A 20887-nucleotide genomic window follows, 5' to 3' on the forward strand; every position below is an offset into this window, starting at 1 on the left:
CAGACTGTACAGGGATAAACCTTGCCGTTTGTGGTTTTGAGGGTGTCAGTTAAAGCCCTCATTTAACGAATTGCTCTGAATCCTTCATGGAACGTGACATTACCCTGTGGATAGCGATCGCCAAAGGCAAGAGCAAAAAACACCTCCTGTGGAACTCCTTCGAGAACCAGTCCGGCCACATTCTCAAATCCGAATTTCTTGTAGTATTGTGGATGTCCAACAAGACAGCAGCCTTTGCCACCTATCCCTTTCAATTGTGATAGTCCTTCCTGAATAAGAGCTGTGCCAATCCCCATACCTTGGTACATTGGCAGCACAGAAACCGGGCCGAGTCCATACCAGTTTTGGGTACCGTCTGAGATGGTGACAGGCGAAAATGCAATATGTCCTACGACACGACCATCCACTTCTGCGACCAATGACAAAGTTAAAGCTCCTGCGGAACGAAGAGCCTCGATGATGAACTGCTCCGTGTGATGACTAATCTCTAGAGACTCGAAGGCGGCAATCGTCACCTCTGTGATAAGGACGGCATCGTCCTTTGTCTCATCCCTGATCAAAATTTCTGGTGCTGTCATAGTCATCTCATTTTATGGGTAACAGTGTTGGGTAAGGGAGAGCGATCGCACCCTTGGGGTTTGGGTGATGAGGGGGGCGATTCTCCCCTGATTGGCTCATGCGGAAAACATCTCAGATCAGGTAACTTGTGATGATCAACCTGCCTTAATCTTCCAGCATAGCTAAAAACTCTTCTGGTAATACTGCGGGGATTCGAGAAGCCACAAAATCAGGTGTATTTCGAGTCACAATAATTTCTACCCCTGCGGCATTGCCTGCTTCATGGGTCACAGCGTCTTCAAAATCTGTCATCGCATTTTGCAGCGCAGCCCTAATAACCTCGTCAGTAACACTAGCAATTTGAAGATATTGTAATAACCTTGATAAAAGCTGACGTGCTGTTTCGCTACCCACTTGACGACGCAAAATATAGAAGATATTGGTCACAGCATGACCAGACACATACCCCTGTACTTGCAGTTGTGTCACTGTATTTAATGCCTGTGCAGAAGCAACAAGAAACGGTTGTCGTTGAGCTAGAACATCAAGCAAAACATCACTGTCAAATAATACCCGCCTCAACTGTACTTCTCCTCCAGGTAGTCCACATAAGACTCTGTAGATGCTTCTGCCTCTAACTGAACGATGCCAATTAAGCTTTGAGTCCAGGGATTAAGCTCCACAAAAGAATTTACAGTTGTTGTTGGAGAACTAAGTACTAATGTTTCTTCTTGGATTGAACTCAATAACGACTGTACTAAACGCCAGCGATCGCTAATCGGCAATTGCAATGCCTGATTTTGTAGCTCTTGTAGTCTCATCAGCCAACCTGCTAGAGGGAGATTTATTGATAATTATAGCGCACCCGTTGGATCTCAATTACGGCTCTGATGATTGGGCATCAGGCGGTTCAAGGGCTATAGGGTTGCTTGATGTTCAATCTTGAGATCAGACAGGCTACCTACAATGTTTCGCGTTTTTCAGCTTGGTTACGCAATCGGCGGGCGCGTTCCTGGCTGTCAGCGATATCGGGTCGAGAGTTGATTCCGCCAACACTTTCCCAGTAGGTAACGAGATCTAGTCCTGTTTTGGAGGAAAGGGCGAAAGGAGAGAACGCGAAGAATGTACTCTAACAGAGGCAATTTAAGTTGGGATGCTTCAGCGGAGAGTTCATTTTCCAGATCAGAAGGCAACTCTATGCTAATGTTCACGATTCTCTCCTTAACTCACTCCTTAACTAAGGTAATCATAATTGATTGTGATATAGTTATAAGAATTTAATACTGCTTCTTAGCTGCGCTTCTTTAACTCTAGTTTCAAAATATTTTTGGAAGTTTGAAAGTTCTGGCTTTTTGTCTGGCTCGCACCAGTAATTCGATAACCGTCCAACAATACCACAGATCCAGTCAGCACACTGAAGTGTTTGATATAGATGACTTTCAGCTTGTATCGGTGGTTCTACCAAACACATTCGCTGGTCATCACCGAACATAGCAAGAGATGCAGCTTCAACGATCTCACCGCGCATCACACTTTTCTCCTGTTGATCCAACATCAGTATAAACTGAGCATTTCTTGATTCACATTCTTGATCTATGCGCTTAATAGCTTCCTTTAAGACAGAATAATAAAGTTTTTTCGAGTCATGAAGTTCGCTAGAGCGACGTTTCTCACGTCCCACATAAAACAAGAAACCATTGCGCTTCTTAATATCATTAATTAAACGATATGTTACACGTTTCAGTTCTGGATATTTTTGAACGTTTTTTAGAGTGTAGAGTGCAGATCCCTTTTTCTCCCACTTGGCAGGATGAGTGCCGCTGCGTTCAAGCTCAAACTTAAGTAAGTGATTCTTTAGCTGAAAGAAATATGTTGAAAATGAGCGAACTTCTGAATAAGGTAAAACCAGTCCAGCTAAACCAAATACTGGATGAGTTTTGTATTTGGGGTGATCAGCAGAAATGTAGGGGCCAATATGTCCAAATTCATCCAGATAAGCCAGGTAAAGCACAAATCCTCCAAAAACACGAAAGTTCGACCATTTAGTAGGTCGAACCTCGGAATTAGAACATAGAAGGACAGGCCCTCTACGTGTCTGATCTAATTGTATCGACTATCTAGGAAAACGTCAAGCCTTGCAGTCTAGTGTTCCTGGCTATCCGCATTCATAGAACATATCCCCTGTAAAATGAGGAGCATTAGCGGGAATAGGGTTTTGTTGCATTCGCTCAACTAATAGCTTTAGAAAGTTTTGTCTGGCAGTAATATCAGTAATCCTAGGTGGAGCAACTTGGGCTGATTGCACAAAAAGCTCAACTTCAATGCCTTCAGGTAAGTTACAGGCTGACTGAAGAATAAATGTGCCATTTTGGTAAACTGCTTTTAAGGCTTGGGGCATAGGAAGACTCCACATATCAGGAAACATTACAGGTGGCGACTATAATTCTAACCCAAACTTTGATATAAAGCTTACGTGATCGGCTCTACCTGTCCATGATGGTTCGTCGATCATCTCTAACCCCTAAGCTCAGTCGCTGCCCGCCTACGCTGAGCCTAAAATACCAAAAAAGCCTGATGGTGAGTGTTCAGGCTTGAGCGCAAAATTAGCAATTTTTATGTTGGTTATTTACACACATGGTACATATTTCTTTTTCCATACAACTATTAAAAAGAGAATATGCTCCTGATAGGGAATTCAAACCGCCAGTACTCCACATTTTGCAGGATGTATCTTTTCTAGTCCAAATATGGGCCTTTTGTTTTTTGCCTTTTTTTCTAATTAAAAATTTATCATGAATGATAACTTCATCACTGAGTATATCCCAATATTCTAAATTTATTTCTCCGCGTTTTTCCACCTTAGTTAAAAACTTAACTGCCTCAGCCAAGTTAGAAAATACATGCCGATGCATATACTTTACATTGGACGAAAATAGAATGAGATGATAAACATTGCTAATTCTTGCAGTTGATAATATATCGTTTGATGATAGGTAAAATGGCATCTTTGCAACCTATTTCAATTTCTAATCTGTGACTTAATTTTTTCTACTTCTTGATTAGGCGGCGATTAGCATCCCTAAGGTTTTAGCTTCCTAAAACCTTCATGAGCAAGCTTTCCCGGGATCCTAGCACATCAATATCGAGGTGTCAAAAATTGCTAGATCTAGCATATACAAAACTTCATGATTAGCTGCTGGGACTGGGGTTCTCAGGGGTGTGGTCTGTTTTTGCTGTGGCTGCTATGATTTAGGCAGATGATTTAAGGCGTTGGAGGAGCAAGTATGAGTTTAGTTATTTCAGGCGATATTGTAAGAGCTAGTGGCTTTTCAGAAGATGAGCTTTTTTTAGAAATTGTGTTGATGCTATTCCAGCAAGACAAAATCAGCTTAGGGAAAGCGAGTGAGTTAGTCGGATTGCATCGGATGCAGTTTCAAAAACTGTTAGCAGATCGAGAAATTTTTGTTCATTATGATGTTGCTGAGTTTCAAGATGATCTCAATACTCTACAGAATGCAGACTAATCGTGATTATAGTTAGTAATACTTCACCAATTTCAAATTTAGCCAGCGTTGGACAATTAAACCTATTGCAAGAAATCTATGGAAAAATTCTGATTCCATCTGCGGTACGAGAGGAGTTATTGGATGAGCGGGCTGGGGAAACAGTGATCACAGCGGTTCAAGCAGCAACTTGGTTGGAAGTTCATTCAGTACAAAATCAACAATTGGTTGCTGAGTTAATCACTCGTATTAATATTGGTGAGGCAGAGGCAATTGCACTGGCGGTTGAAGTGGGAGCGGGTCGATTATTAATTGATGAGCGGTTGGGTAGACAAGCTGCAAAAAATGTTGGTTTAAAAATCACTGGTGTTTTGGGAATTTTGCTATTTGCAAAACGCCTCAATTTAATTAGTGCGGTTAAGCCAATCATGAACGATTTGACCACTCAAGCAAATTTTAGAATCAGCAGCCAACTTTATGCAGATGTTTTACGTGAAGCAAACGAATAATTTCATGATTTTGCTAACTCAATCAAAGCTTTGTGATATTTCTTGATGCCTCGTCGAGCCGCTGCGATTTTCTTCACAAAATCAGGGTTGTTGCTTGGAATTTTAACATTTAGAAGCATAACCACCTCCCTTAAGTGAATCGCTATTGTGATCCTGATTATCTCCAATGTTACTACAAATTTTGTAACGCACAACCCTTGGTGATGACCTAGGATTAGGCCAGGGGGGAGCGATAGGTACGCTATCGCGGATCGCCCCCCCTTTTTTCAAACTTAAGTAATCACCGTGGGGCGATCGCGCCCTGTGAATTCCTTAATTTTCGCCACCTGATCCGCCAAGGCAATTAAATCCCCTAACGCCACTTGGGTATCCTCGCCATGTTTAGCGGGGTCGGGTTCGTAACTTTCTAGATAAACCCGCAACGTTGCCCCCTTGGTTCCTGTTCCTGAAAGACGGAACACAATGCGAGAGCCGTCGGTAAACCCGATGCGAACCCCTTGATTTTTGCTCACACTGCCATCTACCGGATCGGTGTAGCTGAAATTATCCGCATAATCCACCGTATAGCCTCCCAATGTTTGACCCGGTAACGTTGCCAATTGCACCTGCAATTGCGCCATCAATTCGTTAGCGGGTTCCGAGGGAACTTCTTCATAATCATGGCGAGAATAGAAATTGCGGCCGTAGGTTTGCCAATGTTCCGCCACCAACTGCTCCACAGACTTACCCGTCACTGCTAACAAATTGAGCCAGAACAACACCGCCCATAGACCATCTTTTTCCCGCACATGGTTCGACCCCGTGCCGAAACTTTCCTCACCGCAAAGGGTCGCTTTTCCAGCATCGAGGAGATTGCCGAAAAACTTCCAGCCCGTGGGGGTTTCGTAGCAGTCGATCCCCAACTTAGCAGCAACGCGATCAACGGCGGCACTGGTGGGCATCGATCGCGCCACCCCCGCTAATCCCCCCCGATACCCCGGTACTAATGTCGCATTCGCCGTCAGCACCGCCAAACTATCGCTAGGGGTAACGAAAAAGTGACGACCGAGAATCATATTGCGATCGCCATCCCCATCGGAAGCCGCCCCAAAATCCGGCGCATCCTCCCCAAACAAAATCTCTACCAACTCATGGGCATAGACCAAATTGGGATCAGGATGCCCCTGGCCAAAATCCTCTAGGGGAACACCATTAATCACCGTCCCTGCCGGCGCACCCAATTGGGTTTCAAAAATCGCCTTCGCATAGGGGCCGGTGACGGCGTGCATTGAATCCACACAGAGCCGGAAATTCCCCGCCGCGATAAACTCACGAATCCGGTCAAAATCGAATAATTCCGCCATCAACGCACTATAGGGCGCGACGGAATCCATCACCTCCACATCCATCGTCCCCAACTTAAACGAGCCGGGACGATCCAGATTAATATCCCCCGCTGCGAGAATCTTATATTCGGTAATCGTTTTAGTACGGGCATAGATCGCCTCCGTCACCTTTTCCGGAGCCGGCCCCCCATTGCCAATGTTATACTTCACGCCAAAATCCCCCTCCGGGCCGCCGGGGTTATGGCTGGCGGAAAGGATGATCCCCCCAAAGGTTTGATATTTGCGAATCAGGCAGGAGGTGGCGGGGGTGGAGAGGATGCCCCCCTGGCCGACGATGATCTTACCGATGCCATTGGCGGCGGCCATTTTCAAAATAATCTGAATCGCTTGGCGATTGTAATACCGACCATCGCCCCCGACAACGAGGGTTTGGCCTTCGCAGCCCTCTAGACTGTCAAAGATGGCTTGAATAAAATTTTCTAAATAGTGGGGTTGTTGAAAATCGGGGACGGATTTGCGCAGGCCCGATGTACCGGGCTTTTGATCCAGAAAAGGCGTAGTGGAAACAATCTGTAAATTCATAGGGTTGGGGGTGCAGACTTCACGACTACTTATATCATCGTTAGTTGCCCCTATTGCCCCAGGGCATCAACCCGCCAGGATTTGAGCAGCGGTGAGGGGGAGATCTCCCAAGCTGGGGGAATGGAAAGGCGTATCTCCTTGGTAGGTTGCCGCTTCATAGAAACCATCCACCCATTCCAAACAGACGATCTGTTCCAACTGGGGATCAATAATCCAATATTCCGGAATCCCCCGCGCCCCGTATTCGGAACGTTTGTAGCGATAGTCGCGGTCGCTATTTTCCTTCCCCGGTGAGACCACCTCCACCACGAGAGCCGGGGGTGGTAGGTCAATGGTGATGGTTGCCCGCGTTGCCCCGCTCAGGCTCAGGGCCAACTCTTCTGAGAGCACCGTTAGATCCGGAATTCGCACCGTTGCCCTTGCCCCCGTCACGACCAATTCCATCCCCATCCGTAGCCGTTGGGAGGGGATGCCCTGCTGTAACAGGAGAGCAAAAAGCAGGGAGGTAATCCGTTGATGGCGATCGCTCGCAGGGGGTATAGGCAGCAGTTGACCGGCTTCTAGTTCAGCAAAGGGTTGATCAGCAATGTCCTGCTCAAAATAAGCGGTTAAGGTGAGGAGAGGGGGAGAAGCAATAACCATGATTGATCTCAAAAATGGAGCCTATCCCCCTTGTTGTAACATCCTGTAGGGGCATAAAATTTTTCGCCCTCCCCGATGTTCTCCCCCCTAACCCCGCTCATAGGAATAAACATCCCCAGATTGAGGGATCAGTTGGCGGGCCGTATCCGAAAGGGTTTGCAGATCAGCGGCGGCAATGGGGCGATCGAGGGCCTCCATATTTTGCTGAATTTGTTGGCGGTTCGTCGTCAGACCCGTAATGATGGGCCCCACACCGGGCTGATGGTGGAGCCATTGGAGGGCAACTTGGGCAATGGTGAGGTTGTAACCCTTGGCGATCTTCGCCATCACCTTTAACAAACTTTGCACCCCCGGCCAGCCCCCATGTTGAGCAATCATTGTGGTGTAGTGGAATGTGCGGCCATGATCCATCTTTTGAGGGGGCTGTTGCTCAAACTTGAGGAATTGATCCGAAAGAAACCCCCCCGCAAGAGAACCGTAGGGTAGGATCGTAATCCCCTGCGCTAAACAGAGGGCTTGCATCGATGCTTCCACCCGGCGATCGATCAAACTGTATTGCACCTGATGGGTTTGGATCGGCGCATATTTCAGAGCCTGTTTCAACATCGGCGTGGAAAAGTTCGTCACCCCCAATTGACGGATTTTCCCCTGGGCTTGGTAGGTGCAGAGCTTTTCCCACAGGGGCGCAAAATCCAGTTGGGGATTATGCCAATGAACTTGGACATTATCAAGATAGTCCCGTTGGAGGTTGCGGAGGGAATTTTCCAGCTTGTATTGAATGTGTTGGGCGGTGGGGGCTTCGTCGAAAAAGACCATTTTCGTCAAAATGCGGCAATCATCCCGGCCCTTGAGGCATTGCCCTAGGAGTTTTTCGCTGCGGCCATAGATATCGGCGGTGTCAAAACTGTTCACTCCCCAAGCGAGGTATGTATCAATACTGCGCTGGATTTCAGCAACGGGAAGACTGAGCCAACAGCGGTCGTCCAGTTGCCAGCAACCCAGGATGAACTGATTTTGACGGGGAGAGGAAACCATGGTCATATCGCGAGAATCTCAGAGGGGAGGGAGCGGCGCTTAGGGATTGGATGTAGATGATTCGCCCGCACCGGCATTAAAGAGATCTAAGGGCAAATGGCCGTAAGTTCCATTGACCAGATCGTCCTCGGATTGACAGGAGACTAAAACGCCGCGATATTCTCCTTCGTAGGGTTCGGCGTAGTGCTTTTGGCTGCTGCCGATGAATTTGATATAAACCGGCGTGGAGTCCGAGGCCATGGCTTGCCAGTCAAAATTAACGGGATAGCCACAGGCGGCCAGATAGCTGGCGAGGGCTTGATAGCCCTGTTGGGCATGGTCGGCACAGATTCCAAAGTTTTCTCCTTCGGAAGCTTCGACAATCTGCAAGATTGCATTCTGGAGAGCTTGCCGTTCATCATCGGAGGTGATCTGCTTTTGCTCCACACAACTGTATTGATTGAGAAGTTGGCGGGCTGCCGTCAGCGAGGGGGACATAGGATGGGGTTGAGACTCCAAAGAATTGGCTCGATGATTCAGCATACAACGCTTTTCCTCCCTCAGGATAGCTCTGAGCTAGGGAGAAAGGGGAAACGCTTTGAGCTATCATAAACAGGCCCATCCTGCCGCTGTCTCCCCTGGAGGACAATGGTAGAGTCTGCCCTGGTTGAAGTTATGGATTTAATTGGTTTACAACATACCCTCGATAACAGTGCTTTTGCTGTGCTGTTGGTGACGATGCTGCTCTACTGGGCCGGGGCGGCCTTTCCCCAAATCCCCTATTTGAAGAGTTTAGGGACAGCGGGGATGGTGAGCGCGAATTTGGCGATCGCCTGTCTCCTCGGTGCTCGCTGGCTTGAAGCGGGCTATTTCCCCTTGAGCAATCTCTATGAATCCCTCTTTTTCCTCGCTTGGGGGATCACCGCCATGCACCTCCTGGCGGAAAACATGATGCGATCGCCCCTCGTCGGCGTATTCACCGCCCCCCTCGCCATGGGGATCACCGCCTTTGCTGCCCTCACCCTCCCCCCGGAAATGCAACAGGCCGAACCCCTGGTTCCCGCCCTCAAATCCAACTGGCTCATGATGCACGTCAGCATCATGATGATCAGTTATGCCACGCTGATGGTGGGGGCAATGCTGGCCATTGCCTTTTTAATTTGGACCAAAGGCGAAGCGATTACGCTCCATGGCAGTTCCTACGGGGGCGGGAGCGATCGCGATAACGTGGGCGATCGCCTCCGGGAACTCTCCGCCCAATCCCTCAACCTGGAACCCACCCCCTCCCAGGGCGGCACCGCCACCGCCACACTCCCCGCCGTCACCACCACCACCCTCTCCCCCCAACGCCTCAACATTGCCGCCACCCTCGATAACCTCAGCTATCGGATCATCGGCCTAGGCTTTCCCCTCCTCACCATCGGCATCATTGCCGGAGCCGTCTGGGCCAATGAAGCCTGGGGTTCCTACTGGAGTTGGGATCCCAAAGAAACCTGGGCCTTGATCACCTGGCTCGTTTTTGCCGCCTATCTCCACGCCCGGATCACCAAAGGCTGGCAGGGCCGCAAGCCCGCCATCTTAGCCGCTAGTGGTTTTGTCGTCGTCTGGATTTGCTATCTTGGGGTGAATTTGCTAGGAAAAGGGTTGCATTCCTACGGATGGTTTTTCTAGGGTGAGAAAAAAATCGACCCTGTTTGATCGCAGTGGGAGAATTTCACCCTAAACTTTTAGGCAATGTCCCTTTAATATGGTGTCCCTGTCCAAATCCGGCAGGTTAACGAGAAACGCTTAACCAGTGGAGTAAAAGAACTGTGGAAAATCGCTTTGAACCCCTTGATGGAGATGAGGTGCTTTCGGTTGATGAGTCTTTCCAGATCCTCATCGGTCATCGCACCTTTCGTGTTGGTGAAATTGCCACGGCCTTAAAAACCCAACTCTTAGAGTATGGGATAGGTGGCATCACCACAGAGAAAGAAGGGTGGTTCAACCCCGATGGTATCCCCTGCGAAGCCCTGAAATTTGGGGCCAGTCGTTGGCTCAAGGGTAGAGTCAAAATTAGTATTGATTTCTGCCCCGATTCGGTTCAAACCCCCAGTCGTCCCCCCGCAACAGCTACAACACCAGTGGTTGCCCCTAAACCGGCGGTAACGGTTGCCCCCCCTGTTACTGATGAATTGGTGACGGCCAATCTTGAACCGGACATACCAGAGGATGATCTCCTCGAAGCCGTGACCATGGCAGCGCCAGAGCCGGAACTCGATGAAGTGGAAACGGAGAGTGAGGCGGAAACGGAAGATTGGTTAGCAGCGACGGATGCCACCGAAGAATTAGTCATTGATGGGGGTTTGGAAACCCTGGAGGATGAGCCGGTGGCGGCAGATCAAGCGGCGGCGGAATTTTGGGATGAAGCTGATGATGATGAACTGGATTTCACCCCTGAAGCTGAGGATGAGCTTGACTTGACCGTTGGCGGCGATGCAGATTTTGGGGAAGATCTCGATTTTGCAGCGGCGGCTGAGGAGGAGGGCTTTGGCGATGAGTTAGATGATTTTGATCTTGGGGAGGAATCGGCTCCAGCGGCTGCCACCACAGCGGCGGAGGAAGAAGATCTTTTTGGCGTAGATGGTGAGGATGATCCCTTTGGTGAGGATGATCCCTTTGGGGAGGATCTCGAAATTGAAGAAGCGAGCGATGCTCTTGTTGATGATGTCTTTGAAAATGCACCGACAAATCTGACCGCTGAAGATGGTGATGACTTTGACCTTGGCGGTGACATTTTCGGCAGTGATGAGCTAGGAGCAGAGGATGATGGTACGGGTGATGATAGTTTGTTCGATATTTCTGACGAAGATGAGTTTGAAGCGGGGGTAGCCGCCTCCGGTGAGGAGGTGATTGCCCTGGAGGATGCGGAGGATATTTTTGGGGAGGATGATGATACGGATTGGGGCCTCTCCGGTGATGATGAGGATGATCTCTTCGGCACGACAGTACCCGGCGATAAGGGTGAAGATGTGATTGCAGATATCTGGCAGGATATTGATGAACTGAGTTGATGGTGTGGAGTGATCTCCATTGTCGGATTGATCAGGCGTTTCGCCAGCGATCGCTCCTCCCCCCCGGCGCTACCCTGCTGTTAGCGGTGTCCGGTGGTCAAGATTCCCTCTGTCTGTTGAAACTTTGTGTAGATCTGCAACCCCGCTGGGGCTGGCGGTTGGGGGTTGCCCATTGTGATCATCGTTGGCCCAGCGATGGGGGGATTGCGGCCCATGTGGCGGCGATCGCCCAGACCTACCAACTCCCCTATTATCAAGCGACGGCGGACAACCTCCCCCAAACCGAAGCCGCCGCGAGGGCCTGGCGTTATCAAGCCCTGACCGAGATTGCTCAAACAGAAGGTTATGGGGCGATCGCCACCGGCCACACCCAGAGCGATCGTGCCGAAACCGTCCTCTACAACCTGATCCGGGGGGCTGGCCTCACCGGCCTCGCCACGCTCCCCTGGCAACGCCCCCTCACCGATACCATCCAACTGATCCGCCCCCTCCTCACCACCACCCGCGCTGAAACCGGGGAATTTTGCCAACGCCATCACCTCCCGGTGTGGGAAGATGCCCTCAATCAAAACCGCCATTATCGCCGCAATCGTCTCCGCCTCGACATCTTCCCCCAACTGCGTCAGGAATTTAACCCCCAAGTGGATCGCGCCATGGCCCAAACAGCGGAACTCCTCACCAGCGATCGCGACTATCTTGAGCAACAAACCGCCCAACTCTGGCAAGCCAGCTACAGCCCACATCCTCCCCAGCTAGCCCGGCCCATCCTCGCCCAGAGCCATCTCGCCCTCCAACGGCGAGTTTTGCGCCAATTTTGCCAATGCCACCTCCCCAGAGCCATCACCTTTGCCCAAATCGAAGCATTGCTCCCCCTGCTCACCGCCCCCCAAAGCAGCCAAAGCAGCACATTGCCAGGGCAATTCATCCTTAGGGTTGAGGGGGATTGGCTGCGCCTGGTTGGTAGTAGGCATGGCTAAGATAGGGAGCCGCTTGGAGCTTGGCCACCTGATCCCCCACTTCCACCGTTGATCCCGCTTCCCCAGCCTTGGTTTTGACATAACCGAGGGCGATCGCTCCCCCCGCCATAGTCGCCACACTGGTAATTTCACCCACCTTCGCCCCCCCTTGGGTAATGGCCGTTCCCACCGCGACCGGGGAGGATAAGGGAATCTGCCAAAGCCGTTGCTTCACCCCTTGGTAAGTATTGAGCCGAGCAATGGTTTCCTGGCCAATGTAGCAACCTTTCGTGAAGGAAATCGCCCGCCACAACCCCGCCTCAAGGGGGTTATATTGTTCCGTTAACTCTGCCCCTGGAGCCGGGCGGCCCTGGACAATTCGCAGCGTTTCCCAATGGGTCGCCTCTAACGGAACGGCTCCCGCCGCCATCAAAGCCTGCCAAACCGTAGCCGCCCGATCACTACCCACCCAAAGCTGATAACCCGGCAAGTCTAACCCCGTTCCCGCCATCAATTGCACGGGAACTCCAGCAATTTCAACGGCACAATGGGCAAAAGCGGAGCTAGGCAGGGTGGCAATGCCGCAACGGTTGAGGAGGGGCGCTCCTTGGGGGCCCACGAGAGTAAACAGCGTATGGCTTTCAGAAAGATCGGTGAGCGTGACGCGATCCATGGGAAAGATATAGCGATCTAGCCAGGTGATCAGGGGCCCAGCTTGACCAGGGGAAACCGCGACCCAGAGGCGTTCCCCCCAGCACAACACCGTCGCCAGATCTAGGGTTCGTGCCGTGGAATTGACGAAAACTGTTTCGCAACCTTGGCCCGGTTGGAGAGCGGCGATCGCATTCGTCGTTTGGTTATGAAGGAATTGACGACAATCCGCCCCCGTTAATTCGAGGCGGCCCGCTGCACTGCCATCCACCAGAGCCACCCCCGATTGCAAAGCGACTTCAGCGGCCGTATTTTGGCCAAAATCAAGACTGTGGGCAAGAACCATAACAAAAACCTGCGAAAAGGAGCAACAATAGATTAGATGCTCAATTATACCTGATGCTTCAAATTCCCTCGACTCAAGTTCATGAAATGGGTATCAGATTCCAACACTTGATCTCTGTATTGCGGTGGTTTTTTAGGTCGCGATGATTGGCATCAACCGTTGCTCTACTTCATCAAGATACAAAGCTAATCCTGTTTTTGTTCCCCTTTGCCGTAGTATTTCTAGACGGGTCTCTTGCCAACATTGCTGTTCTCTTAACTGATCCGCACGAGTCAAAATCTCTAGGACAACTTTAGGGTTACGCATTCGTTCCGGTTCTTCCTTAGAGGTAGAGCGCAATCGATGCGACTCCTCACAGGGATCAAATTTTAGCTGAGATTGGATCTCTTGCAAAACCTGTTTTTCCTGTTCACTTTCACTAGAGGGGATAAATCCATTTAAAACCCAGGCTTCACGCATTCGGTCGGGTGTGCCGATCACAATTGCCAATGGTGATTGAGGGTCACGATATTCTGAACAAGCCTGTTCAATGGATTGTCTGCGTTCCGGTTGGTTATCTAAATCACGAATAAAAATGACTGCCTTAATCGGTCGCTTGTACTTATGTTGTAAAAAATGAATCAGCTTCAAACTCTTACTAGTTGTTGCATAATCTGTTTTCTGCGGTCCATCTTTGGAATGTCCTAAATATCTGATGCGCAAACCGTCATGCTTTACCCGCTCAACAATATTGTTAAGATCCTTCCAACATGAATAGTTAGTTCCGGGATCTAGCCCTGCCCATTTAAAGAAATGTTGTAAGGATTCAGGCTCCAACCAATCCACCTTTTCTAGTAATACCCGTTGAGCTAATTCAGTGGCAATTTCAGCATCTGCACGACTTTCCACAATCACAATAAATTCATCCATTGATCGCTCCCATAATCCAATCTTCACCCTCGGCATCCCAAAATTCACCCGTAGTCAGAGTTTGTTGCGCCCACTCCACATCAGGATGCTCGTCCAAGCGTTTGCAATTCGTAAACCCTGATTGGCGATTACTCAAAACATGAACCTGGGATGTCGTTAACTCGTCTACAATGTAAGGGGAATGGGTAGAAAAAATAATCTGTAAATTTTGATTGTCCTTAATGATCTCTTTGAAAACCGTCATCAATTCCCGCTGTGCTTTAGGGTGTAGCCCTTGCTCAATATCATCAAGGAGGACAAGATTAGGTTTTCTGGGATTCATTAATACTGTTAGCAAACCTAAAGTTAAGATTGTTCCTTCACTGATAGCATGGGCAGGAATCCGCTCACCAGTATGCATATCTAACACGACTTCTTGACCGGCAATTTCCTGACGTTCTTCATAGGGGATAGATTGACCATTCACCTCAATCAAACGTTGTCGATTTACCTGTACTTTTGCACGCCGGATGCCAATCCTTTGAACGCTTGGCACAACTTTTTGCAACATTTCCTGTAGGTTTTGAAACTGATCTGGTGCTTCATCTCGGAGATAGTCTAAGGTCGGGGCTAATCCTGAACCATCAAATTCAACCCGTGGAGTTACGGCTTCACTATAGTCTGCCCTAGCCAAGTTGGTCGCCACGAGTTTCAGATAAACGGCAAACCTCAATGCTTGAGGGATTGGTGATTCAGCAATACTGAGTGAATCTGACCAGTTCGTGATCTCTCCTGAATCTTGATCAGTTTTCCAGAAGCCTGTTGGCCACCATTGAAGGGATTCTCTATTTTTCTCAAACTGATAACCAGCTTGCCACTTTCTAGGGCTTCTATATCCCCAAAAACCATTTACAATAACCGATCCTTTATTTTGTCCGATTGTGGTGATAAAGTCCGGGGAGTTGTGATAGCCAAAGACGCTTTTAAAGGGCGCATCAACAAGCCGAGTAAGATAGTGTAACCCTTGTAAAATTGATGTTTTGCCAGCGCTATTTTGGCCAACCAGGGCATGAAGACGTGATTGATCAAGATTAAGCCTTGTGCATTGATGACCTTTAAAATTTTTCAATTCGACGGTTTCCAGCATTGTCTAATCTTTTCCAGAATAATGGCACTCGAATGTTTCAGGATATCAGGAATGGTTGCATATTAGATATAGCGGATTGCGAAAGTATGAGAACGCCACTTCCCCCTTTTTAAGGGGGATTAAGGGGGATCTTTGTACCTCAAGTTTATGAAAACCGCTATGTGCAAATTCAATGATGAGGCCAGAACCAAGTTAATAGAATGTGGTGGCGATCGCTTTCCCAGGGTTCTCCATCGTCAAAAATGAGATCCCTGAGGGGCATGGGTGGCTCCCAGGGAGTCGCCTCTACCTCTACTATTGGTGTATCTTGCGTGAGTTCAGCAGCCATCAGGATTGCCCCCGCGAGAATGTTGGATGGTATAAATTTATCACAAATACACTCAAAGCAGTAAATTGGAGAATGTGCTTATGACCCGCTATATTCAAGCAAACCCTTACCCCTACCCCTATAACGGGGATTTGCGTCCTGAAAATACTGCCTTGATCATCATTGATATGCAGACAGATTTTTGTGGGGTGGGGGGGTATGTGGATCGCATGGGCTATGATTTGGCCCTGACCCGTGCGCCCATTGAGCCGATCCAGGGCTTGTTAGCGGTGATGCGATCGCAAGCCTTCATGATCCTCCATACCCGCGAAGGCCACCGCCCGGACTTGACGGATTTGCCCCCCAATAAACGGTGGCGCAGTCAGCAGATCGGCGCAGGCATTGGTGATCCCGGCCCCTGTGGGCGAATTTTAATTCGGGGGGAAGCGGGTTGGGAAATTATTCCGGAATTGGCCCCGTTGCCGGGAGAGGCGGTAATCGATAAGCCGGGGAAAAGTGCGTTCTATGCCACGGATTTAGAATTATTGCTCCATCGCAATGGCATTGAAAATTTAATTCTCACCGGGATTACCACCGATGTTTGCGTTCATACGACGATGCGCGAGGCTAATGATCGGGGGTATGAATGTTTAATTCTCTCCGACTGTACCGGCGCGACAGACCACGGCAACCATGAGGCTGCCCTGAAAATGGTGACGATGCAGGGGGGTGTATTTGGGGCGGTGGCAGATTCTGGGGCGGTACTGGAGGCGATCGCCTAAGCCGCTACCTGAAGTTGACCATGGAGCAATTCCTCCACCTGACTAGGCATCACGGGTTTAGAAAACCAATAGCCTTGGAGGGCGTGGCAACCCAGTGCGGTAACTTGATCCACATCATGCTGAGTTTCCACCCCCTCCGTAATCACTGTTAAACCAATACTTTTGGCCAATTCCACAATGCCCCGGATCATCTGCCATTGCTCCTGCACCACAAAGGAGCGGTCAATTTTTAACACATCCACCGCCAACTGATGGAGACGAGCCAAGCAAGAATAACCTGTGCCAAAGTCATCTAAATAAACTTGCAAGCCGGAAGCTTTCAGGGCTTGGAGCGTGGCAATGGCAATGGGGTTTTCAATCACCGTACTTTCGGTAATTTCCACCCGCAGACTGCCAGGGGCCACCGGGTATTGTGCGATAATCGCCGTCACCTGATGGGCGAGGTGACTGCGTAACAACTGCAACGGCGAAAGATTGACGCTCATCGTCAGGGGAACGGGGTGGGGAAATTGGGCCTGCCAATGGGCCAGTTGTTGACAAGCTTGCTCAAAGACCCAAAGGCCCAGCTCATGAATTAAATGCAATTCTTCAGCAATGGGGATAAATTCAGCGGGAGAGATAAAGCCTCGGTGGGGGTGTTCCCAGCGCATCAGGGCTTCAAACCCTTGGATTAAATGGGTCTTGGCGCAGACAATCGGCTGATAGTAAACGGCAAAATCTCGGCTATCCCAAGCCTGTAAAAGGTCTTTTTCGAGGCGGAGTCTTGCTAAACCGGCAGCGGTGAGGAGAGACTGGGCCGCCATCTGGTCATCCTCAATGGTTGTGGTCAGACGGATGAGCCGATCCGCATTGTTGGCCGCAATATGGAGAAGGTGTTGCCCCTGTTCCGTATGGGCATTGATTTTTCCACTGAGCAACAAGCCCAAGGCTCCCCGAATGGATGTCAGTGGTGTCCGCAGTTCATGACTAATCTCTGCGGTTGAGAGTGTCAAATCCTGCTGGACTTCAGGGTGAATGTAATGCGATGGATGGGAGTCCATGGTGATTGGGGGGTCTGCCAATGTGGGAACAAACGTCATATTACCCTTTCTTGAGTTTAAGCATTACGAAAATAGTACGGGAGTCTGAAAGCCTCGTCAATTTATTGCGGGGATGAAAGACGACACGAGCGACTTTAGTCGCCGTTTTGGGCTAGTCGTGTTATGCTAATCATATTGTATTTCAAACGTCCAGGAACTATCACAAGGCTAAAAACCGACAGGCCTGGAAGCATTTAAGGGTAAGCAGGCAGCGTAATGAGTAGGTGGATTGCCTACTGCGTCATCCAATCTAACGATTTGGTCGCCTAGGAAGACTTGAATGTGAAAGGGTTAGTCTGCGATCGGCATCGTGCTGAGTCGATAGTGAAGCAGGTTTGTATCCTGCGCCTTGGACTAACTACCGTGGGGCACACGGGAAGTTATACGCTTGGGGAGATTAGACCTCTGGCTGGGTTGGAGCAATCCTGCTCGGTTAAGTCCGGTCGATGAACCAAGAATCCCCGTCGCTTTAGCGCGGGGAGTGTCAATGAAGATGACTGGAGCAATCACGGTAACGGGGTTATCGTTGATCCTGGCCTTTATCCTAAGCAACAGTTGTGAAAAACTTGGGAAGAATTGGGCGGCAATCCTCCGTAAAATCCCTAAGGATGCCGGCAAATTTTTTCCTCTGTCCAGAATCCGGTGTTTATTCTCCGTGAAATCGCTGGTTTTGCTCCCCTGGCTATGGGCTTGGCCCATTGGCATCAATACAGGTGAAACTCCGGCAAGATGGCGGTGAAACCCTGGATTCACGACAGCAGGGAAACCATCAAGCCGGAGGAGGAAGGTGATCAAGGCGATCGCCTAGAGGGGGAGAGAATTGCTTAAGGTAATGTCGAAATCAGCATTGGGATCAACGGTATAGAGATCCACCGACCGTCGTCCTAAAAGTAAGCCGCCTAAACCCCCGGCTGCCGCCCCGCCGAGAATGCTGCCCACAGAAATCCGCGAACCTGTGAGTACGGAAATCACGGAAGCCGCAGCGGCCCCAATGGCGGCCCCTTGAAGAATTGAATCTCCATCTGCACCCCGTCTCACCCGCTCCGTTTTCGTAACCAGTTGGGATTCACCCTCTAAAACGAGGCGATTATGGCCCACAACAATTTCTTTAGCCACAAACCGCACCCCTTCATCTTCAAGCACTTCAATTTCCCCTTCAATGACTGTGCCTTGGGGGATGAGGACGCGATCGCGGCGATCGCGCACATTGGCCGCTAGAACGAGGGTAAAGGGCATCTCCTCCTTTTCGTTTTTAGCCAGGAGAATTTTTTCCGTCTCAGGATCGGCGGCCTGGGTGGGTAACGTCGTGCCGCTGGGAATGGTTGCCCGGGAAATATCCGGCAAGCGTTGGGCCTGAGCGACGGGCATCAAGGGCAGGGCAGCGGTGAGGCCGAGGGTGGCGGTGAGGAGGGTGGCGGTGGTGCGCCGCGTCAATGCAATCATGGGAAAGGTTAGGGTAGGAGTTATCGGCCCGCGACGTTTAGATTGTGATGGGAGTTCCGTACTGTGGCTAAATTCACCCTCAGCACCCGCCTCTTGCTCTCCCACCTCCTGGTGATGGTGGTGGGCCTGGGGACGTTTATGCTCATTGCCAAGTTTTCCTCCCCCCGGTTTTTTGTCTTGCGCCTGGAGCAGTTGGAGCAGCGGGGTTTGGTGACGGTGCGATCGGCCCGCACCTACTTAATTGATGGTTTTGAAAGTGCTTGGAACAGCAGTAGCCTCTGGTCGGTGGTGATTGGCGGCACAACGGCGGGAGCCTTAAGTCTGTGGCTCTCCCACCGGATCACCCAACCCTTGAGCGAAATGAGCAAAATCACTCAAAAATTCGCCTCCGGTCAGTTACAGGAACGGATGCCCGCTACTGAAATTCCGGAATTGAATGCCTTGGGGCAGAGCTTTAACCGGATGGCGAAAAGTTTAGAGGGGGTGGAGAGCCGCCGCCGGGAGTTAATTAGTGATCTCACCCATGAGTTGCGCACGCCCTTGACGGTGATGCGGGGCTATTTAGAAGAATTGGCCGATGGGCGCTTAGATCCTTCGCCAGAATTGTATGTGCGTTTGGTGCGGGAAACCCAGCGATTAGAGCGCCTCACCCACGATTTACAGGAATTGTCCAAGGCGGAGGCGGGGTATTTGCCCATTCATCTCCAATCGGTGGATTTGTTGCCCCTCTTGCAGGGGGTGATGGAGCGGTTTCAGGATCAGTTGATGGATGATGATCCGGTGTTGATTTTGGATTGCCCGGCGGATTTACCGGCGGTCTGTGCGGATTTTGACCGGACGGAACAGGTGATGATGAATTTAGTGGGCAATGCCCTGCGCTATACGGAGGTGGGGACGGTGCAGATTCGGGTCTGGCGATCGCCCCCCCTGGTTTGGATTGCTGTGGTGGATACGGGGATCGGCATTGCCTCGGAAGATCTGCCCTATATTTTCGAGCGCTTTTGGCGGGCGGAGCGATCGCGCTCCCTCCATAATGGCGGCACGGGCATTGGTTTGGCCATTAGCCGCCGCCTCATTGAGCTACAAAATGGCCATATTGAGGTGAGCAGTGAACTCCATCGGGGCAGCACGTTTCAATTTTGTCTGCCCATCGCTTAAAACCGGGGTTTGGCCAGCGGGAATTCTGCGCTAAGATCAATGTTAAGGATTGCATGGGTTTATGATTAACGCCACGATTGAGTATTGTGTGGAGCGGCTCGCAACGGGCTATCGCCAACTTTACGGCTCTGAGCCAAACCCTTGGCTCGGCATTCTCACGGAAGCAACCGCTGTGACGCTCAAGGCGATCGCCGCCAGTAATGCCGCCTACCACGATGTTGAGCACACCCTCCTCGTCACCCTGACCGGGGAATTACTCCTGCGAGGCAAACAGCAGCGGGAGGGCAATGTCACCGTCACGGATTGGGGCCATTGCCTCTTAGCGTTGCTCTGCCATGATATTGGCTATGTACGGGGGGTTTGTGGGGGCGATCGCCCCAGTTATCGCCTCTACACCACAGGGGTAGGGGAGCAAATGATCAGCCTCCCCCCGGAAGCCACCGATGCCAGCCTCACCCCCTACCATGTCGATCGCGGTCTCGCCTTTGTGGCAGAACAATGGGGCCAATCCACCGATATCGATCTTCCCCGCATTCAGGCCGGCATCGACCGCACCCGCTTCCCCATCCCCAAAGGCTCCCCCTATGATCAAAAAAGCGATTACCCCGCTCTGATCCGGGCCGCCGATCTCTTGGGGCAATTGGCCGACCCCCGCTATCTGCAAAAACTCCCCGCCCTCTTTGCAGAATTTGCCGAAAATGGCACCAATCAACAATTGGGCTATAGCCATGCGGGGGATTTACGGGCGGGGTTTCCCGGTTTTTTCTGGCAGGTGGTTTATCCCTACATTGAACCCAGCCTGCCCTATCTGCAAGCAACCCAGGCGGGTCAGCAGGTGATTGCCAACCTTTACGGCAATGTTTTCACCGTGGAGCATGAGGTAAACTCAAGGGCGGTGCAACGGCAGAATTATGGCAAACCCCTTGCATCCAACCCTTAAGCCC

23 protein-coding genes and 2 pseudogenes are annotated in these 20887 nt (G+C 50.4%); 9 read left to right on the forward strand and 16 right to left on the reverse strand.

Annotation, left to right across the window (positions count from 1 at the left end; genetic code table 11):
- Positions 1–62 precede the first annotated feature (62 nt).
- The 7 genes and pseudogenes from VB712_RS04280 to VB712_RS04305 all read right to left on the reverse strand — a co-directional run bounded on the left by VB712_RS04280 (position 63) and on the right by VB712_RS04305 (position 3563).
- Positions 63–578 (reverse strand): N-acetyltransferase, encoded by a 516-nt coding sequence (locus tag VB712_RS04280; RefSeq protein ID WP_323252477.1) that lies wholly within the window; start codon positions 576–578, stop codon positions 63–65.
- Positions 579–723: 145 nt separating this feature from the next.
- Positions 724–1140 carry a PIN domain-containing protein gene (locus VB712_RS04285; RefSeq protein ID WP_323252479.1) on the reverse strand — a complete coding sequence of 139 codons (417 nt, stop codon included), beginning with the start codon at positions 1138–1140 and terminating at the stop codon, positions 724–726.
- On the reverse strand, positions 1137–1379 hold the full coding sequence (locus VB712_RS04290; RefSeq protein WP_323252481.1) for a hypothetical protein: 243 nt from the start codon (positions 1377–1379) through the stop codon (positions 1137–1139). The genes VB712_RS04285 and VB712_RS04290 overlap by 4 nt, the downstream gene beginning before the upstream one ends.
- 140 nt (positions 1380–1519) lie before the next feature.
- A pseudogene (locus VB712_RS20375) lies at positions 1520–1769 on the reverse strand (hypothetical protein).
- A 56-nt stretch (positions 1770–1825) separates the two neighbouring features.
- Positions 1826–2569, reverse strand: a complete 744-nt coding sequence (locus VB712_RS04295) for a DUF3800 domain-containing protein (RefSeq protein ID WP_323252482.1) — start codon at positions 2567–2569, stop codon at positions 1826–1828.
- A gap of 144 nt (positions 2570–2713) precedes the next feature.
- Positions 2714–2956 carry an antitoxin family protein gene (locus VB712_RS04300; protein ID WP_323252484.1) on the reverse strand — a complete coding sequence of 81 codons (243 nt, stop codon included), beginning with the start codon at positions 2954–2956 and terminating at the stop codon, positions 2714–2716.
- A 205-nt stretch (positions 2957–3161) separates the two neighbouring features.
- Positions 3162–3563 carry a hypothetical protein gene (locus tag VB712_RS04305; protein ID WP_323252486.1) on the reverse strand — a complete coding sequence of 134 codons (402 nt, stop codon included), beginning with the start codon at positions 3561–3563 and terminating at the stop codon, positions 3162–3164.
- A 279-nt stretch (positions 3564–3842) separates the two neighbouring features.
- Here VB712_RS04305 and VB712_RS04310 point away from each other — a divergent pair, with 279 nt between their 5' ends.
- Both VB712_RS04310 and VB712_RS04315 read left to right on the forward strand, forming a co-directional pair.
- The gene (locus VB712_RS04310; RefSeq protein WP_323252488.1) at positions 3843–4082 is read left to right on the forward strand and encodes a UPF0175 family protein; all 240 of its coding nucleotides are present in this window, start codon (positions 3843–3845) and stop codon (positions 4080–4082) included.
- Positions 4083–4084: 2 nt separating this feature from the next.
- Complete coding sequence (locus VB712_RS04315) at positions 4085–4570, forward strand: DUF3368 domain-containing protein (protein WP_323252490.1); 486 nt, start codon at positions 4085–4087, stop codon at positions 4568–4570.
- Positions 4571–4842: 272 nt separating this feature from the next.
- Here the strand turns inward: VB712_RS04315 and VB712_RS04320 are convergent, their stop codons facing one another.
- From VB712_RS04320 to VB712_RS04335, 4 genes are all read right to left on the reverse strand, one after another.
- The gene (locus VB712_RS04320; protein ID WP_323252492.1) at positions 4843–6477 is read right to left on the reverse strand and encodes an alpha-D-glucose phosphate-specific phosphoglucomutase; all 1635 of its coding nucleotides are present in this window, start codon (positions 6475–6477) and stop codon (positions 4843–4845) included.
- Between the two features lie 66 nt (positions 6478–6543).
- On the reverse strand, positions 6544–7119 hold the full coding sequence (locus VB712_RS04325) for a Uma2 family endonuclease (RefSeq protein ID WP_323252494.1): 576 nt from the start codon (positions 7117–7119) through the stop codon (positions 6544–6546).
- Between the two features lie 87 nt (positions 7120–7206).
- Positions 7207–8154, reverse strand: a complete 948-nt coding sequence (locus tag VB712_RS04330) for an aldo/keto reductase (RefSeq protein WP_323252495.1) — start codon at positions 8152–8154, stop codon at positions 7207–7209.
- Positions 8155–8193: 39 nt separating this feature from the next.
- Positions 8194–8676, reverse strand: a complete 483-nt coding sequence (locus tag VB712_RS04335) for a DUF1824 family protein (protein WP_323252497.1) — start codon at positions 8674–8676, stop codon at positions 8194–8196.
- A 132-nt stretch (positions 8677–8808) separates the two neighbouring features.
- On the opposite strand from VB712_RS04335, the gene ccsB reads away from it, so the two are divergent.
- The 3 genes from ccsB (at position 8809) to tilS (ending at position 12163) form a co-directional block, all read left to right on the forward strand.
- Positions 8809–9804, forward strand: coding sequence for a c-type cytochrome biogenesis protein CcsB (gene ccsB, locus VB712_RS04340; protein WP_416236247.1), 996 nt, complete (start codon positions 8809–8811; stop codon positions 9802–9804).
- A 140-nt stretch (positions 9805–9944) separates the two neighbouring features.
- Complete coding sequence (locus tag VB712_RS04345; RefSeq protein WP_323252501.1) at positions 9945–11186, forward strand: KGK domain-containing protein; 1242 nt, start codon at positions 9945–9947, stop codon at positions 11184–11186.
- The gene (tilS, locus tag VB712_RS04350; protein WP_323252503.1) at positions 11186–12163 is read left to right on the forward strand and encodes a tRNA lysidine(34) synthetase TilS; all 978 of its coding nucleotides are present in this window, start codon (positions 11186–11188) and stop codon (positions 12161–12163) included. The genes VB712_RS04345 and tilS overlap by 1 nt, the downstream gene beginning before the upstream one ends.
- Here tilS and VB712_RS04355 read toward each other — a convergent pair.
- From VB712_RS04355 to VB712_RS04365, 3 genes are all read right to left on the reverse strand, one after another.
- The gene (locus VB712_RS04355; RefSeq protein WP_323252505.1) at positions 12114–13139 is read right to left on the reverse strand and encodes a folate-binding protein; all 1026 of its coding nucleotides are present in this window, start codon (positions 13137–13139) and stop codon (positions 12114–12116) included. The genes tilS and VB712_RS04355 overlap by 50 nt on opposite strands.
- A gap of 132 nt (positions 13140–13271) precedes the next feature.
- Complete coding sequence (locus VB712_RS04360; protein WP_323252507.1) at positions 13272–14048, reverse strand: hypothetical protein; 777 nt, start codon at positions 14046–14048, stop codon at positions 13272–13274.
- The gene (locus VB712_RS04365; protein ID WP_323252509.1) at positions 14041–15174 is read right to left on the reverse strand and encodes an AAA family ATPase; all 1134 of its coding nucleotides are present in this window, start codon (positions 15172–15174) and stop codon (positions 14041–14043) included. Before VB712_RS04365 ends, VB712_RS04360 begins: the two co-directional genes overlap by 8 nt.
- Before the next feature lie 408 nt (positions 15175–15582).
- Between VB712_RS04365 and VB712_RS04370 the strand changes: the two genes are divergently transcribed.
- A complete protein-coding gene (locus tag VB712_RS04370) occupies positions 15583–16263 on the forward strand; it encodes an isochorismatase family cysteine hydrolase (RefSeq protein ID WP_323252510.1) in 681 nt (226 codons plus the stop codon).
- Here the strand turns inward: VB712_RS04370 and VB712_RS04375 are convergent.
- A complete protein-coding gene (locus VB712_RS04375) occupies positions 16260–17303 on the reverse strand; it encodes a putative bifunctional diguanylate cyclase/phosphodiesterase (protein ID WP_323252512.1) in 1044 nt (347 codons plus the stop codon). The genes VB712_RS04370 and VB712_RS04375 overlap by 4 nt on opposite strands.
- Before the next feature lie 188 nt (positions 17304–17491).
- On the opposite strand from VB712_RS04375, the pseudogene VB712_RS20380 reads away from it, so the two are divergent.
- Positions 17492–17792, forward strand: a pseudogene (locus VB712_RS20380) (RNA-guided endonuclease TnpB family protein); the annotation flags it as partial.
- 354 nt (positions 17793–18146) lie between these two features.
- Here VB712_RS20380 and VB712_RS04380 read toward each other — a convergent pair.
- Positions 18147–18785, reverse strand: coding sequence for a hypothetical protein (locus VB712_RS04380; RefSeq protein WP_323252514.1), 639 nt, complete (start codon positions 18783–18785; stop codon positions 18147–18149).
- A gap of 63 nt (positions 18786–18848) precedes the next feature.
- Here VB712_RS04380 and VB712_RS04385 point away from each other — a divergent pair, with 63 nt between their 5' ends.
- Together VB712_RS04385 and VB712_RS04390 are read left to right on the forward strand one after the other, a co-directional pair.
- Positions 18849–19943 carry a HAMP domain-containing sensor histidine kinase gene (locus VB712_RS04385; protein ID WP_323252516.1) on the forward strand — a complete coding sequence of 365 codons (1095 nt, stop codon included), beginning with the start codon at positions 18849–18851 and terminating at the stop codon, positions 19941–19943.
- 61 nt (positions 19944–20004) lie between these two features.
- Positions 20005–20883, forward strand: coding sequence for a metal-dependent phosphohydrolase (locus VB712_RS04390; protein ID WP_323252517.1), 879 nt, complete (start codon positions 20005–20007; stop codon positions 20881–20883).
- Positions 20884–20887 lie beyond the last annotated feature (4 nt).

The sequence above is a fragment of the Spirulina sp. CCNP1310 genome (assembly GCF_034932185.1).
In the GTDB taxonomy this organism is placed as follows: domain Bacteria; phylum Cyanobacteriota; class Cyanobacteriia; order Cyanobacteriales; family Spirulinaceae; genus Spirulina.

Bases quoted from the DNA above. Each gene is read 5' to 3' on its own strand.
- VB712_RS04290 (WP_323252481.1), bottom strand. From the start codon at position 1,379: ATGAGACTACAAGAGCTACAAAATCAGGCATTGCAATTGCCGATTAGC.
- VB712_RS04305 (WP_323252486.1), bottom strand. From the start codon at position 3,563: ATGCCATTTTACCTATCATCAAACGATATATTATCAACTGCAAGAATT.
- VB712_RS04330 (WP_323252495.1), bottom strand. From the start codon at position 8,154: ATGGTTTCCTCTCCCCGTCAAAATCAGTTCATCCTGGGTTGCTGGCAA.
- ccsB (WP_416236247.1), top strand. From the start codon at position 8,809: ATGGATTTAATTGGTTTACAACATACCCTCGATAACAGTGCTTTTGCT.
- VB712_RS04325 (WP_323252494.1), bottom strand. From the start codon at position 7,119: ATGGTTATTGCTTCTCCCCCTCTCCTCACCTTAACCGCTTATTTTGAG.
- VB712_RS04280 (WP_323252477.1), bottom strand. From the start codon at position 578: ATGACAGCACCAGAAATTTTGATCAGGGATGAGACAAAGGACGATGCC.
- VB712_RS04335 (WP_323252497.1), bottom strand. From the start codon at position 8,676: ATGCTGAATCATCGAGCCAATTCTTTGGAGTCTCAACCCCATCCTATG.
- VB712_RS04370 (WP_323252510.1), top strand. From the start codon at position 15,583: ATGACCCGCTATATTCAAGCAAACCCTTACCCCTACCCCTATAACGGG.
- VB712_RS04360 (WP_323252507.1), bottom strand. From the start codon at position 14,048: ATGGATGAATTTATTGTGATTGTGGAAAGTCGTGCAGATGCTGAAATT.
- tilS (WP_323252503.1), top strand. From the start codon at position 11,186: ATGGTGTGGAGTGATCTCCATTGTCGGATTGATCAGGCGTTTCGCCAG.
- VB712_RS04320 (WP_323252492.1), bottom strand. From the start codon at position 6,477: ATGAATTTACAGATTGTTTCCACTACGCCTTTTCTGGATCAAAAGCCC.
- VB712_RS04300 (WP_323252484.1), bottom strand. From the start codon at position 2,956: ATGCCCCAAGCCTTAAAAGCAGTTTACCAAAATGGCACATTTATTCTT.
- VB712_RS04390 (WP_323252517.1), top strand. From the start codon at position 20,005: ATGATTAACGCCACGATTGAGTATTGTGTGGAGCGGCTCGCAACGGGC.
- VB712_RS04365 (WP_323252509.1), bottom strand. From the start codon at position 15,174: ATGCTGGAAACCGTCGAATTGAAAAATTTTAAAGGTCATCAATGCACA.
- VB712_RS04380 (WP_323252514.1), bottom strand. From the start codon at position 18,785: ATGATTGCATTGACGCGGCGCACCACCGCCACCCTCCTCACCGCCACC.
- VB712_RS04310 (WP_323252488.1), top strand. From the start codon at position 3,843: ATGAGTTTAGTTATTTCAGGCGATATTGTAAGAGCTAGTGGCTTTTCA.
- VB712_RS04375 (WP_323252512.1), bottom strand. From the start codon at position 17,303: ATGGACTCCCATCCATCGCATTACATTCACCCTGAAGTCCAGCAGGAT.
- VB712_RS04355 (WP_323252505.1), bottom strand. From the start codon at position 13,139: ATGGTTCTTGCCCACAGTCTTGATTTTGGCCAAAATACGGCCGCTGAA.